Source organism: Aquamicrobium defluvii, from assembly GCF_004363725.1.
Taxonomy (GTDB): domain Bacteria; phylum Pseudomonadota; class Alphaproteobacteria; order Rhizobiales; family Rhizobiaceae; genus Mesorhizobium; species Mesorhizobium defluvii.
This window is the reverse complement of record NZ_SNZF01000024.1, coordinates 16,281-30,665: the sequence shown is the minus strand read 5'-3', so window position 1 is coordinate 30,665 and position 14,385 is coordinate 16,281. Positions and strand designations below refer to the sequence as shown.

The following is a 14,385-nucleotide window of genomic DNA, read 5'->3' as shown; positions in this document are numbered from 1 at the left end:
TGCCCGCCGGGCCCGGTAGGACGTCGGACGGGCGGCTGCAAGGCCGCACCACAAACTTCAGATGAGCGACCGAGCGGCCGCCCGTCATCCCGATCCGATCAATGGCCAGACGGTTTTCCGGGCGTGGCAACGCACACGCACAGCCCATGCCAGCACACGCACGGAAGAAACGGACAGCAATGACGGAAGGATCAGTTCAGCGCGACCGGCAGCTCGACCTGTTGCGGTGTTTCCACCAGAAGCGCCGGAGTGGCGGCAGCCGGGTCGCGGCGGCGCTTGCGGTCCTTGCCGAGGCCGGTGATTTCCAGCATTCCGCGCTTCTTGGCGTGGTAGTAATAGCCGGTCTGATAGAGCCGGTCGGCGCGGTTTTCATCGCCATCGGCCACCAGCCATGCCCCGCGCAGATATTTCACCGCATATTTCAGGTTGGTCTCGGCATCGAGCAATCCGTTGGCCGGGCCGTCATAGCCCATGCCGCGCGCCGTCGCGTGCTTGATCTGCATCAGGCCCCAATGGCCGTTATTGTAGGCTTTCGGGTTGAAGGTGCTTTCGCGCTTCACCACGCGGCGCACGAACTGCTCCGGCAGGCCGTAGACATTGGCGTATTTGGCGATCAGCCCGTCGACATGGCCGCGCGGGGCGGGTGCCGCATCGGTGGCCGTGGTCAGCACCGCCGGCTCCGCGCGCGGCATCGCGGCTGCGGAAGCAAGCTGGATCGGGGATGCGGCGGACTGCGGCGCAAGCGCCATCACCGGGGCCGCTTCGCCGGGCTGCGAGGGTGCCGGCAGGGCGGCCAGATCGGCGCTGCGCGAGCCATCGGCAAAGGCGCTCTCGGGCAGGACCGCCACCGTCTCCGGCAACGGCATCACGAAGCCGGCGTCGGCATCGGCTTCGCTCGTCTCGGCAAAGTTTTGCGTGGTCTGCGAGGTGGTCGTGCAGCCGGAAACGCCAAGCGCTGCAAGCACCATGCCGAAGGCGACGATTTTGAGCTTCGCTGGCAAGAGCGGTTCGAAGTCCGTTGTTCGGTTGATCGCTCCTTACACCAGCCGATTCCACCGGGCAACCTGCGGGTGCATGGTTTTCGGGTGGTGGGACGGCCCGTCGAATGAGATAATATGACAATGTGTAACAATCCCGCCGAAGACACCTCCGGAATGGCAGCCGCCGGGCACGCGGTCTTCCTTACAAACCTTGGCTTTTCCGGCTTCGCCTGGGGTGCGGCGGGCATCACGCGCCTGTGCCTCCCGGAAAAAAGCCGCGCACGCGTCGAACGGCGTCTGGCGGGCCACGGTCCGCTGGCGGAACAGCCCCCAGGCTGGGTGGCGAAGCTGGTTTCCCGCATCGAAACCTATTTCGCCGGGAACAACGTCGATTTTTCCGAAGTCCCGGTCGATCTTGCCGGCGTGGACGCCTTCCGCCTCGACATCTACGCGGCCGCGCGCCGCCTGCGTTTCGGCGAAGTCGTCACCTACGGGGAACTCGCCCGGCGCGCCGGGCACGAGGGCATGGCGCGCGAAACCGGCGCGGCGCTCGGCGCCAACCCGGTTCCGCTGGTGGTGCCCTGCCACCGCATCGTTGCGGCAGGCGGCAGGATCGGCGGCTTTTCCGCGCCCGGCGGCGCGGCGACCAAGGAAAAGATGCTCGAACTTGAAGGCGTCCGTGTCGGCCCGCCGCCGCCGGCACAGACCTCGTTCGGGTTTTGAATGTCAGTCCCGGCCGAAGCGCCAGATACGGCCGCGCCGCTCGAACTCCGGCTGCTTGCACTTGTAGACCGGGCACGAACGCGCATCCGCGCTCGGCACATAGGCGCGTGCGCGCACCTGTCCGGCCGGGCAGAAGCGGCTGTCGCTGACGTAGCGGTCGTAGATCGGCAGGTTCGGATTGCGCGCCGAGCTGTAGCGCAGGATCACCGCTCCCTCGCGCGCCACGCGGGCCTGCACGCCGTCGCAGCTCATGCGCGTCGGGTCGTAGCGGGAAATTGCCTGCGCCTGCGCCGCGATCAGGCACAACCCCAGACCGGCGAAAGCGATCTTGCAGAGAGGAAAGATTTTCATGGCATCCTCCGCCTCGAGAGGCTTTTGAAACGCGATCCCGGCGGATCTTGTTCCGCAGGATGGCAGAATCCCGTTTATCGCAGCCCCTTGTTTTGGCCGCAAGCAATCGCTATATGCGTTCCGTTGATATTTTCGGCCGATCGATCCGGGCCGCGCGTTCCTAAGAGCTTGCTGCCGTCTATCTCCAAAATTTCGATACCACCGGCCGGATGGCTTTCCGGTCACAGACCAAAGCAGCGAACCTGAAGGAATACGCAAATGGCAACTGGAACCGTCAAGTGGTTCAACGCTACCAAGGGCTACGGTTTCATCCAGCCTGACAATGGTGGCCCGGACGTTTTCGTCCACATCTCTGCCGTGCAGCGCGCCGGTCTTACCGAGCTCGCCGACGGACAGAAGGTAAGCTTTGAGATCGAGCAGGACCGCCGCACCGGCAAGTCGTCCGCTGGATCTCTTCAGGCGGCCTGATCCTGCGCGGGCGCGCGCCGGGTTTCCGACCCGGATCGCGCGGCAAGCCACGGATGTACTGGCGGTCGCGGGAGAAGCGCGCCGGAGCTTGAAGAAACCGATCAGCCGAAGCAGCAGATTGCCTGCCGGCCCGGCCAGAAAGCTCCCTGTCAGGCCCCTGACCAGATCGACCCCCGGTCAGATCGACCACCCGGTCAGATCGGCTATGAACGGTCAGATCGACTATGAAAAGGCGGGCTTTGTCCCGCCTTTTTTCGTGCCTGCGGGCAACGCATCGCTGATTTTTCCCCGCCCTCCCCGGCTCGCATATACTCGCCCCGATGCGATGGACCGGCAGTTCATTGCGCAACGATGGAAGGGTGGAGTGAACTTCAGATGCTGCGGTACGTATCCCGGCTTGCGAAGCGCATCAGTTTCCCGATCCGGCACGCGACAGAAGCTGTCCCGTCACCAGCGGTCCCCGATCGAAGAACGCCCCGGCGGGAAGCGGCTTCGACAACAGGGTGCCTTGCACAAGATCCACGCCGGCATCCAGCGCGACCTGCAACTGGCGTGGTGTGGCGATGCCATCCACCAGGACCTGCGTGCCGCCGGTCTTCAGCATCGCAACCAGCCTGCCGAACAGGCGGCCGGCGGCCGGATAGGAACACAGCAGCGCAAACAGGGGCCCGTCGATGCGCACGACATCGGGCTTGACGAGATTGAGAAGCGCCTCGCCGCCTTCCGCAACGCCGAAACCGGCAAGGACCACCCCAAGCCCCGTCGCGCGCATTTCACGCGCCACTTCGCCGGGCAGATCCGCGTCGAGGCCGTACCGCGCATCCATCTGGCACATGAGCATGCGCGGATGCAGGCCCAGTTCCTCCAGCCGGCCCGACATCTGCCTCAGTTCGGCGATCGTGCCGTCTTCCGCGTCGATGTCGCTTTCGAACCCGAAGAAAAGCCTGACATTGTCGAGGCCGAGATTGCGGAAGTTGCGAATATGGAGCGCCCGGCACAGTGCATCGATATAGCCCCGCTCGTGAGGTCCGATCGTATCGAGAAATACGCGCGGATAAACGGTTCCGCCCTGCCGATGCGCTTCGACGGACGCCTCCATGCCCACCATGCGCAGCAGATCGCCACGAGGAGCGAAGATCGGCTGGTAGGCGCTGCGGAGACGGAATTCGTCATGGATCGCATATTCGACGCCGATCTCGTCGGCGAATATGGCGTCGGTCACGAGACGGCGCCTGTTGCTGCCCGTCGTCATCTCGCCACCCGCCGCCCGAATGTCCTTGCCCCCGGTGCGGATTTCGAACGGGAAGGCGCAGGGACTTCCGGCGTCTGTGGATCGGAAAGTTGCGCAGGCTCCCGGCTTCTCATCTCGCGCGATGCGATCTGGGGTCTGGCGAGCACGAATCCCTGTACCATCGAGGCGCCGGATTTCTCGGCAAGCTCGATCTGCCACTCTTCCTCGATCCCTTCAAACACCGTGCGGATGCCTTGCTCCTCGAACGACCTGACCATGGTCGACAGCAACGCGAATCCGGCATCGGATTCCATGAGCCGGTTGATCCACAGCGCATCGAACTTTACGATGTCGGGCATCAGTTCCTTGATGCGGTCGATGTCGGACTCGTCCGCACCATAGTCGTCGACGGCGATACGGAAACCGTTGCCGCGCAACCCTGCAATGAAGTTGAAAAACGCCTGTGGCGAGCCGGTCGGATTTTCCGTTACCTCGCAGACGACACGGGCAGGCTCTATCCCCACGCTGTTCAGCACCAGCCGCATGTTGCGCAGCGTATTGTCGCCAATGGCCTGATCCGTGAAAACCGAAGGATCGATGTTGATGAACAGCGACACGTCGGCGGGAAGGCACACACCGGCGTTGAGCAGATGCAAGGTGCGGGTAAGTTCTTCGACCTGCAGCCTGTCGCTGGCATTGCAGGTCGCGAAGAACGCGGGAGGGGATTCCTGCTCCCCGTCGCGGAATGGCCGGATGAGCGCCTCGAAGGCATCGATGCGAAGCTTGCCCTCATGGAACGCAAAAATGGGCTGGAATGCGCTCCTGAGCATGAAAAGGCCCCACCGCCCGATAGCGGTTCCGTCCTCCTCGCGCTCGATATGATCCAGTCCGGCCCTCAGCGCCACCTTTCAGATCTTCCGTTCATACGTCCGCATCGAGCCAGCCTGTCATGAAAACGCTTAAAGCCGGCTTAACCGGCATTGGCCGGACCGCCTGCGAATTACGCCGGCGGAGGGCTGGAGCAACGAACAATGCTTGCGCTGCAACGCCTGATGCGACATTAGAGACGTGCAGCATTTTCCCCGTCCAGCCATATATCGGAGACGTTCCAATGGCCTTTCTTGCCGACGCCCTTTCCCGCGTGAAGCCTTCCGCGACCATCGCGGTGACGCAGAAAGCGCGCGAGCTGAAAAATGCGGGACGCGACGTGATCGGGCTCGGTGCGGGAGAGCCGGATTTCGACACGCCGGACAACATCAAGAATGCGGCCATCGAGGCTATCCGCCGCGGCGAGACCAAATACCCCCCCGTGTCGGGCATCGCTCCGCTGCGGGAAGCGATCGCGAAGAAGTTCAAGCGCGAGAACAATCTCGACTACAGGCCGGAGCAGACCATCGTCGGCACCGGCGGCAAGCAGATCCTGTTCAACGCCTTCATGGCGACGCTGAACCCCGGCGACGAGGTCATCATCCCGCGCCCCTACTGGGTGAGCTACCCCGAAATGGTGGCGCTGTGCGGCGGAACACCGGCCTTCGCGGAGACCTCCATCGACAACGGCTTCAAGCTGACCGCCGAGGCGCTGGAGAAGGCGATCACCCCGAAGACCAAGTGGCTGGTGATGAACTCGCCGTCCAACCCCTCGGGCGCGGCCTATACCGAAGCCGAACTGCGCGCGCTGGCCGACGTACTCCTGAAGCACCCGCAGGTGTGGGTGCTGACCGACGACATGTACGAGCACCTGACCTATGGCGACTTCGTGTTCCGGACCATCGCCGAGGTGGAGCCCAACCTCTACGAGCGCACGCTGACCATGAACGGCGTGTCCAAGGCCTATGCCATGACCGGCTGGCGCATCGGCTATGCCGCAGGCCCCATCCAACTCATCAAGGCCATGGACATGATTCAGGGCCAGCAGACATCCGGCGCATGCACCATCGCACAGTGGGCTTCCGTCGAGGCGCTGAATGGCCCGCAGGACTTCATCGCCAGCAACAAGGCGGTGTTTCAGGCGCGTCGCGACCTCGTGGTCTCGATGCTCAACCAGGCGCGCGGCATCTCCTGCCCTTCGCCGGAAGGCGCCTTCTACGTCTACCCCTCCTGCGCCGAGCTGATCGGCAGGAAGACGAAGGAGGGCAAGGTGATCGACAATGACGAAACCTTCGCTTCCGAGCTTCTGGAGGCGGAAGGCGTCGCGGTGGTGTTCGGCACGGCGTTCGGGCTCGGTCCGAACTTCCGCATCTCCTACGCAACCTCGGACGAACTTCTGGAGGAAGCCTGCACCCGCATCCAGCGCTTCACGGCAAGCCTGAGCTGACCGGCGCAAGCGATTCAAAAGACTCCCGAAAGCCCGGCCCCGCGCCGGGCTTTTTTACTTTTGAAGCAAGCGGGGCCGCCTCCAGTGCGCTATGGGCATCCTCTTCCTCAGGCGCTTCCCGATTTCCGTCCGGCACGGGCGCTCGCCCGCGCCGACATGTTCAATTTCACGGCGGCCCGGACGAGCGCCCCCAGCGCCTCTTCATCGACCTCGTCACCTTCATGGAAGTCGACTGCGCGCCTTAAGTTGCCTTCCAGACTGGCGTTGAAGATACCCGAGGGATCTTCAAGCGAGGCCCCCTTCGCGAAGGTCAGTTTCACGGCGTTCTTGTATGTCTCGCCCGTGCAGATAATTCCCGCGTGCGACCACACAGGAACCCCTCTCCACTTCCACTCCTCGACCACTTCGGGATCGACCCTGTGAATCAGAGCCCGGACGCGGGCCAGCGTCTCCCCCCGCCAATCGCCCAGTTCCCTGATCCTTCCATCTATCAACCGGGAAAGAGAGACATTTTCCTCCTTCGGACCATGCTTCGCCATGCTTGTCCTCCATCGTCCATGCGGCCCTCCGCCCGGAGCCGGCATTTGCACATGACAGATCGTCGATTTCAACTGAACCGAGATCATGCAGCAGCCCCGCCTGTCACCTATTCCCCTTGCCCTGCCCGTAAAGCCGTGTGACCATGACCCTGCGACAGGCAGCCGTTCAACGAAGCTGCCGCCACGCGACGGCCGTCAGGCCGGCCGCCGCTCCCTTGAAAAATGCCTGAGCGGAGGTCAGCCATGGGTAATCGCGCCGGAGGAAGACGCACGGGACCGAAATGCATTGCCATCGTCGGTCCCTTCTCAAGCGGCAAGACGACACTTCTCGAAGCCATTCTCGCCCGCACCGGCGCCATTGCCCGCCAGAATCCTGTCGCGTCGGGAAATACCGTTTCCGACCATTCCCCCGAAGCGCGCGAACATGCCATGAGCGTGGAGGCAACCTTCGCCACCGTCGACTTCATGGGCGACAGGTTGACATTCGTCGACTGTCCCGGCTCGATCGAATTCGCCTTCGAAGCCGAGCCGGTATTGGCCGCCTGCGATGTTGCGGTAGTAGTAGCCGAACCTGACGAGAAGAAGATACCGGCGCTCCAGCTCATCATGCGGCGGCTGGATGAACTCGGGGTGCCGCGTATCCTGTTTCTCAACAAGGTCGAGAAAGCCAATTCCGGCGTGCGCGAGATGCTGAAGACGTTGCAGCCGGCAAGCTCTGTCCCGTTGCTGCTGCGGCAGATTCCCTTGCGCAAGGACGGCGTCGTCATCGGCTCGATCGACCTGGCATTGGAACGCGCCTACATCTATCGCGAATATGCCGAAAGCGAAGTGGCCGAAATTCCCGGCGACGAGAAGGCGCGCGAAATCGAGGCACGTTTTTCCATGCTGGAAACCCTCGCCGATCACAATGACGAGTTGATGGAGCAACTGCTCGAAGAGATCGAGCCACCTCGCGACGCTGTATTCGACGATCTTGCCGCCGACCTGCGCGACGGCAAGGTGACACCGGTGCTGATTGGAACGGCCGAGAAAGGCAACGGTGTAATGCGTCTGCTGAAGGCGATCCGCCACGACGCGCCCGATGTCGAGGCAACGCGGCGCCGCCTCGGGGTTGACGAACGCGAAGGCGCAACGCTGGTTCAGGTTATGAAGACCGCCTACACATCCCATGGCGGCAAGCTTTCCGTCTCGCGCGTGCTTTCTGGCCGGCTGACGGATGGCGCCGAGTTGTATCTCCCTGGCGGGGATATCGACAAGGTGTCGGGCCTCTATCGTATGTTCGGCAAGGATCAGTCCAGACAGAGTGAAGCGGTAGCCGGCGATACGGTAGCGCTGGGCAAGCTCGAGCATGCCCGTACAGGCCAGACTCTGACCTCCGCCAAAGGCGGCAGGGCATCCCTGATCGAGCTGATCCCTCCAACGCCCGTCTATGCCTTCGCGTTGCGGCCAAAGGAACGCAAGGACGATGTGAAGCTTTCCGCAGCCGTGCAGCGCCTGGCCGAAGAAGATCCCTCGCTCAGCCTTTCTCACAATCAGGACTCGGCCGAAACCGTACTCTCCGGCCATGGCGAAATGCATTTGCGGGTGGTGCGCAAAAGGCTGGAAGGCCGCAACCAGATCGCCGTCGAGGGCCACGCCCCGGCAGTCCCCTATAGGGAAACCATTCGCAAGGGGACGCAGCAGCGCGGCCGTCACAAGAAGCAGTCGGGCGGGCACGGACAATTCGGCGATGTACTGATCGAGATCAGACCGTTGCCGCGGGGATCGGGTTTCGAGTTCACGAACACGATCACTGGCGGCGTGGTCCCGAAGCAATATATCCCCTCGGTCGAGACCGGCATTCGCGACTATCTGAAGTGCGGTCCTCTGGGTTTTCCGGTCGTCGACATCGCGGTCAATCTCAGCGACGGTTCCTATCACGCCGTCGATTCATCGGACATGGCATTCCAGATGGCGGCGCGGCTGGCGATGAAGGAAGGCATGGCCACCTGTTCGCCTGTGCTGCTGGAACCGATCATGAAGGTTGAAATCTTCACCCCATCGGATGCCACAGCACGCATTATCGCAATCATACCGCAACGACGCGGCCAGATACTGGGTTACGATGCCCGGGAAGGCTGGCCCGGCTGGGACGTGGTGGAAGCAACCATGCCCCAGGCCGAAATGGGTGACCTGATCATAGAACTTCGCTCAGCGACGGCCGGTGTCGCCAGCTATGTAAGCGGCTTCAGTCATATGGCGGAGCTGACCGGGCGATTGGCGGATGATGTCTTGAACGCGGCGGGCAAGGCTGCCTGAACATCTGCCAGCCTTTTTTCGCCCTTGGACAAACGGCGGCAGACTGAGCTGCCGCCGTTTGTTGCGGACCGTCTCCGGGGGAGGAAACGGCAGGTCCGCCGCATGGGTGCGCCGATACGCATCGGCAGAAATCGAGACGGACGCGGCTGTTGCCTGAGACCCGGCCTCCCGGAAGATGCCCCCATCCCCGGAAAGCCTGCCGCGTCCTCCGTTTTGTGTAGAGAAGATTCGTCCTTGCGGTCACGTTACAGGGGTTACATGACCGTTACGCATCGTCTGCGGAGCATCCTGCAGCCAGTTTGGATCGTCCGGGAAGAGGGCAACGAAACGGCATTCATCTGTGTAGCTGCCGTTTCCCGAGGTCCCGGTCGTTTCCGGATGATGAAGAGATGTCTTCTCGACAAGGTAGCCGCACCTGTTAAAGGCACCAACCGGGAAAGCCGCCACTGTGAAGAGTAGAAAGACCGGAGTTGCGTAATATTCAAACAGTCGGCCCTCGACGGGAACGACAGGTTCGGCGACAGCGCTTGGCGGAAGATAATCGCAAACAAAAAAGCCGGATCAGAAGATCCGGCTGAGTTTGATGGAAGTGCCAAAAAGGCTAAACCTCCAGAGGGGAACACTCGTGAGCGCTAATGGGAGGAGAACGCGCTCAGGAGATGACTGGAATATGGGCCACGCCTGCCCAACAAACAAGCATCTATTTTGCAACGCACTCATGCAAAAACACACGACCTGTGGTCCAATGCTCATCAGGGAGCAATAAGGCCAGAATCGGAGCAGAAACCAGGGAAGATTGCCCGCGTGAATGGCATGGCTGCGGCAGTGCCGCTTTCAAAACCCTGCCGGAACATTTCTGCCGCTTTCACAGGCGCAACAACGCATCGGCGCAAGCTGCCACGCAGAATGCAGACTGGGAGCCGCAATCGGCCCGGATCAATAAGACCAGTTGCGCGCCTTGGCGAACATGAAGTCGCGGAAAGCCTTGAGCTTGGCCTGGTTCTTCATCGCCTCGGGATAGACGAAGAACGTATCGAAAGAAGGACCTTCCAGCTCTTCAAGGATCGGCACAAGGCCGGAATCCTTGCCGGACATGTAGTCCGGCAGCATAGCGATCCCCACTCCGCGCTTGACTGCCCTGCGGATCGACATCAGGTCGTTGATCTGCAACACGCTGGGCCGCTTTTCGCCATCCGGCCTGCCTACCGTCTCCAGCGCGTTCAACCCCGCCAGATAGGTCGGCACCGGCTCACCGAAAGTGATGATGCGATGGCGATCGAGATCGGCGGCCGATTTCGGCACACCGTGGCGATCGATATAGTCCTGCGATGCGAAGACATGCAGGTGCACGGTGAACAGCCTGCGCTGGATCAGATCCGGTTGTTGCGGCTGGCGCAATCGCACCGCGCAATCCGCCTGCCTCATGGTCAGGTCCAGCTCCTCATTGGTAAACACCAGCTGAAGGTTGATCTCGGGGTAGAGTTCGAGGAATTCCTTGGTCCGGTCGGTGAGCCAGCCGGTGCCGAGCCCCACAGTCGTCGTGACGCGGAGCACGCCGGTGGGATGATCCTTGGTTTCGAGCAGGCGCGAGCGTATGGATTCGAGCTTCATCAGTACGTCATGCGCCGTGCGGAACAACATCTCACCCTGCTCGGTCAGAACCAGTCCACGCGCGTGGCGGTGGAACAGGGGCACGCCGACATCATGTTCCAGCGCGCTCACCTGTCGTGAGATGGCCGATTGCGACAGATGCAGCGTCTCGGCGGCATGGGTGAACGAGCCGGCCTGCGCAGCTGCATGAAAAACCCTGAGTTTGTCCCAATCCAACGCCATGTTTCCCCTCGTATAGCTCGGCGTCTGAAGGAAGAGTTGGGATTTTTTGCGGCTACTCCGCCGCGTCCCGGTGCGCTTGTACCCCCGCCAGATATTTCTCAGCTTCCAGCGCAGCCATGCATCCCATGCCGGCCGCAGTCACAGCCTGGCGGTAAATATCGTCGGTCACATCGCCGGCAGCGAATACACCGGGAATGTTGGTGCGCGTGGAATCGGCCTCGGTCCACAGATAGCCGTTCGGCTTTTGCTTCAGCTTGCCCGTGAACAGCTCCACGGCCGGCGCATGGCCAATGGCGACGAAGACGCCGTCGATCGGAAGCCGGCTCTCCTCACCTGTCACCACATTGCGAAGCCTGAGCCCCTCGACGGAAGGCGGAAGCGGCGCCTGCCCCGGACGACCCGTGATCTCGTCCACCACGGTATCCCAGATCACCTTGATGTTGTCCTTGGCCAGCAGGCGCTCACGCAGGATGCGCTCGGCGCGAAAATCGTTACGCCGGTGGATCACGGTAACCGTACGGGCCAGATTGGAAAGATAAAGTGCTTCCTCCACCGCCGAATTGCCACCGCCGACGACGGCCACATCCTTGCCGCGGTAGAAGAAACCGTCGCATGTCGCGCAGGCGGAGACACCGAAACCCATAAAGGTCTGCTCGGAAGGGATTCCCAGCCATTTTGCCTGCGCACCTGTCGCGATGATGAGCGAATCAGCCGTGTAGACCGTGCCTGAATCGCCCCTCGCAACGAAGGGACGCGCATCGAGATCGACCTCCACGATAATGTCATGGACGATTTCCGCGCCGACATGCTCGGCCTGCCTGGCCATCTGCTCCATCAACCACGGGCCCTGCACCGGTTCGGCAAAACCCGGATAATTCTCGACCTCTGTGGTGATGGTAAGCTGCCCGCCCTGCTGCAGACCAGCGACCAGAACCGGTTGCAGCATGGCGCGCGCCGCATAAATGGCAGCGGTATAGCCAGCCGGGCCGGAGCCGATAATAAGGACGGGAGCATGCTTTGCGGTCATGATGCAGCCTTGCAGACACAGGACCGACCAAACGGCCCGATAGATACGCAGATCGAAATATGATGCCAATGTAAGTGCTTGCAGTCACACCAGCAAGGCAAACGGCAAAATGTCCCCGGAAAGCTTTGCCGGATAGTGACGGATATCGCAGGGTAACGACAAACCGCTGGCACATGATAAAAAGTCGTTTAATTACCAGACTACGATAGATTCTTGCGCAGAGATGATCGCATGACCCTGAAGGCTGACCTCGACGCCATCGACTGGAAAATATTGCGCGAATTGCAGCAAGATGGTCGCATGACGAATGTCGAGCTTTCGCAACGTGTGGGCATTTCCGCTCCCCCATGCCTGCGTCGTGTCAGGCGGCTGGAAGAAAGCGGTATCATCCGCGGCTATCGCGCCCTGCTGGACGCGCCCTCGCTCGGCATGGAGGTCGTGGCTTTCTGCCTTGTGGGACTGAAGCATCAGTCGGAAGCCGAACTGAAAGCCTTTGCCGAGCGCACCCGCAAATGGGTGAATGTGCGCGAGGCATGGATGGTATCGGGCGAATCCGACTTCCTGCTCCACTGCGTGACCAGCGACATCGGCACCTTCCAGACCTTCGTGATCGAGGAACTGACCTCCACCCCGAACGTGGACACGGTGCGAACGGCGCTCACCATCCGCAAGGTGAAGGATGAGGTGCCGGTGGGGATTTAGGAAAGACTGCGGCCAGAATAAATAAGCGCCGTATAGGCATTGACGACCGCATCCTCGGAAAACATTTTTTGCAGTGTTTGGCTTCCACCCTCGACAATTTTCTCAACTAGCGCACAGTCTGATCTAAAACGATGAACAGCGCGGCCGAAGGCATTGTGGTCGTCAATGTCAACCATCAGGCCATTCTCTTCGTCCCGCATAAACCAGGATGGTCCCTCCGCTCGTGTCGAAATCACCGGCACGCCTTGTGCCCAAGCTTCAAGCACCACATTACCGAGAGGTTCATGCTTCGAGGCCATCGCAAAGCAATCGCTGGCAGCAATGAAGGGGCGCGGATCTTTTTGCCAACCAGCGAACCGGACCCTCTCTGCTACACTGAGTTTTGTAGCGAGCGCCTTCAAATTCTGCTCTTCCTCTCCCCCGCCGATTAGCCACAGATAAATGTCGGGGCGATCCGCAAGCATGCGAACAAGCACATCGAAACCCTTGCGCGGCACAAAGCGCCCCGAAGAGGAAACAACATACGCATTTTTCGGAGTATCCAGAATATCACGATCAACCGGCGGGACCGATGCCATATCGGTAAAATTTGAGATGACCTCGATGCCGCGCTGCCATCCTAGGTCACGTACATGCCGTGCTATACCCGGCGTATTGCAAACTACCGTATCAATATTGCGAAACTTCCTTAACGAGGTCGGATAGTCGCCAAGACGTACCAATTTGACTGGTCCGGATATATTGGGAACCAGCTTAGCACCTTTCGGCATCCAACCCAGAACGCAATCTGGCTTCCACTTCTCTATCAACGAACGGACAAAAAACGGAAGCAATACACGGTCCAGCGAGGCCGTTCGGAAATGGCTTTCCTTCACTTCGACAGATTCGTGAAAATTGGAACGCCACGATCTTCCGGGGCGGATGATTACCTTCTGCTCGACCCCACGCTTTGCAAAGGCATTTACAAGATGGACGAAGAAGCGCTCCGCTCCTCCCTCCTTACCGAAGTGAAAATGCACGATCTTCATGAACGCTTTGCATCCCTCTGACCGGCGCTACCAGCCACATCATCGACTGGCGGCGTCGTTTGCATCACACAGCGCTGGTAAATTTTCGCTTCAGTAAGGAACGAGTAGACTGCACCTGTCATGGCCTCGATAAAACCTGGAAGACCACAGCGCCACAGGCCATTCCGGAAATAGAGCCTCAAAAAGTAGAGAGGGGGATTGAAGATTAGCTTTAAGCGGCGAGATGGCGCACCGGCCTCCATCTTTTGTTCTGCTTTAAGTGTTGAATATTTGTTTTCCTTCAAGATTTGCTCATCCATTATGAGCGGGCGAAAATGTAAAAGGCTACCCCTGCTGGAATTGCCGACACGACCGTTCGGAATAATGCCTTCATGAACCTTTTGCCGAAGGTCATAGCGCCCCTTGCCCCGGCGAATGAGACGCAGATTGCGTCGTTCATGCACATGCCGCGGGGTATAACCGTAACCGATGAGAAATGGACGCCGCGCAACACGCCAACCGACGATTGAGCTATCGGCAGCCAGAAGATCCGGCAACACCGCTCTCAGCGCATCGTCAATACGTTCGTCGGAATCGATATTGAAGCACCATTCCTCACAACATTGATCAAGCGCGAACTGCTTCTGGCCCGCATATCCGCGCCACTTTTCCGAGAACAGCCTGATTGGCCAACCTCGATCAATGTAGGATTGAACAAGCTTCAGCGTCCCGTCGCTGGAACCTGAATCTACTATGACAATTTCCTTGAAACCACGGAGGCTTTCAATGCAATTGCCTAGATATCTTTTCTCGTCCTGACAGATGATAAATGCCGAAACGGGAAGAATGCAATCTGAGTGAAATTCTTCTATTGCCAAGCAGGAAATCCTTCGACTACAGGGCATTCAGAAC

At 60.5% G+C, this 14,385-nt stretch carries 14 protein-coding genes; 5 read left to right on the top strand and 9 right to left on the bottom strand.

The window, feature by feature from the left end; all coding sequences use genetic code 11:
- Positions 1–191: 191 nt before the first annotated feature.
- Positions 192–968, bottom strand: a complete 777-nt coding sequence (locus tag DES43_RS16525) for a lytic transglycosylase domain-containing protein (RefSeq protein ID WP_063608081.1) — start codon at positions 966–968, stop codon at positions 192–194.
- Between the two features lie 147 nt (positions 969–1,115).
- Here DES43_RS16525 and DES43_RS16520 point away from each other — a divergent pair, with 147 nt between their 5' ends.
- Positions 1,116–1,703 carry a methylated-DNA--[protein]-cysteine S-methyltransferase gene (locus DES43_RS16520; protein ID WP_245264766.1) on the top strand — a complete coding sequence of 196 codons (588 nt, stop codon included), beginning with the start codon at positions 1,116–1,118 and terminating at the stop codon, positions 1,701–1,703.
- 3 nt (positions 1,704–1,706) lie between these two features.
- Here DES43_RS16520 and DES43_RS16515 read toward each other — a convergent pair whose 3' ends face one another.
- On the bottom strand, positions 1,707–2,054 hold the full coding sequence (locus DES43_RS16515) for a hypothetical protein (protein WP_051520718.1): 348 nt from the start codon (positions 2,052–2,054) through the stop codon (positions 1,707–1,709).
- A 258-nt stretch (positions 2,055–2,312) separates the two neighbouring features.
- On the opposite strand from DES43_RS16515, the gene DES43_RS16510 reads away from it, so the two are divergent.
- The gene (locus DES43_RS16510; RefSeq protein ID WP_035030509.1) at positions 2,313–2,522 is read left to right on the top strand and encodes a cold-shock protein; all 210 of its coding nucleotides are present in this window, start codon (positions 2,313–2,315) and stop codon (positions 2,520–2,522) included.
- A 409-nt stretch (positions 2,523–2,931) separates the two neighbouring features.
- Here DES43_RS16510 and DES43_RS16505 read toward each other — a convergent pair whose 3' ends face one another.
- Positions 2,932–3,774, bottom strand: coding sequence for an EAL domain-containing protein (locus tag DES43_RS16505; RefSeq protein WP_035030512.1), 843 nt, complete (start codon positions 3,772–3,774; stop codon positions 2,932–2,934).
- A complete protein-coding gene (locus DES43_RS16500) occupies positions 3,771–4,658 on the bottom strand; it encodes an EAL domain-containing protein (RefSeq protein ID WP_035030515.1) in 888 nt (295 codons plus the stop codon). The genes DES43_RS16505 and DES43_RS16500 overlap by 4 nt, the downstream gene beginning before the upstream one ends.
- Before the next feature lie 206 nt (positions 4,659–4,864).
- Between DES43_RS16500 and DES43_RS16495 the strand changes: the two genes are divergently transcribed.
- Positions 4,865–6,067 carry a pyridoxal phosphate-dependent aminotransferase gene (locus DES43_RS16495; RefSeq protein ID WP_035030518.1) on the top strand — a complete coding sequence of 401 codons (1,203 nt, stop codon included), beginning with the start codon at positions 4,865–4,867 and terminating at the stop codon, positions 6,065–6,067.
- Between the two features lie 107 nt (positions 6,068–6,174).
- Here the strand turns inward: DES43_RS16495 and DES43_RS16490 are convergent, their stop codons facing one another.
- Positions 6,175–6,606 (bottom strand): DUF1801 domain-containing protein, encoded by a 432-nt coding sequence (locus DES43_RS16490; RefSeq protein WP_035030521.1) that lies wholly within the window; start codon positions 6,604–6,606, stop codon positions 6,175–6,177.
- A gap of 243 nt (positions 6,607–6,849) precedes the next feature.
- Here DES43_RS16490 and DES43_RS16485 point away from each other — a divergent pair, with 243 nt between their 5' ends.
- Positions 6,850–8,904 (top strand): elongation factor G, encoded by a 2,055-nt coding sequence (locus DES43_RS16485; protein WP_035030524.1) that lies wholly within the window; start codon positions 6,850–6,852, stop codon positions 8,902–8,904.
- A 936-nt stretch (positions 8,905–9,840) separates the two neighbouring features.
- Here the strand turns inward: DES43_RS16485 and DES43_RS16480 are convergent.
- Both DES43_RS16480 and trxB read right to left on the bottom strand, forming a co-directional pair.
- A complete protein-coding gene (locus DES43_RS16480) occupies positions 9,841–10,737 on the bottom strand; it encodes a LysR family transcriptional regulator (protein WP_035030527.1) in 897 nt (298 codons plus the stop codon).
- Between the two features lie 52 nt (positions 10,738–10,789).
- The gene (gene trxB / locus DES43_RS16475) at positions 10,790–11,764 is read right to left on the bottom strand and encodes a thioredoxin-disulfide reductase (RefSeq protein WP_035030617.1); all 975 of its coding nucleotides are present in this window, start codon (positions 11,762–11,764) and stop codon (positions 10,790–10,792) included.
- Positions 11,765–11,995: 231 nt separating this feature from the next.
- Between trxB and DES43_RS16470 the strand changes: the two genes are divergently transcribed.
- Positions 11,996–12,466, top strand: a complete 471-nt coding sequence (locus tag DES43_RS16470) for an Lrp/AsnC family transcriptional regulator (RefSeq protein ID WP_035030530.1) — start codon at positions 11,996–11,998, stop codon at positions 12,464–12,466.
- Here DES43_RS16470 and DES43_RS16465 read toward each other — a convergent pair.
- Complete coding sequence (locus DES43_RS16465) at positions 12,463–13,494, bottom strand: glycosyltransferase (RefSeq protein WP_051520719.1); 1,032 nt, start codon at positions 13,492–13,494, stop codon at positions 12,463–12,465. The genes DES43_RS16470 and DES43_RS16465 overlap by 4 nt on opposite strands.
- Positions 13,491–14,351, bottom strand: coding sequence for a glycosyltransferase family 2 protein (locus DES43_RS16460; protein ID WP_245264767.1), 861 nt, complete (start codon positions 14,349–14,351; stop codon positions 13,491–13,493). Before DES43_RS16460 ends, DES43_RS16465 begins: the two co-directional genes overlap by 4 nt.
- Positions 14,352–14,385: the final 34 nt, after the last annotated feature.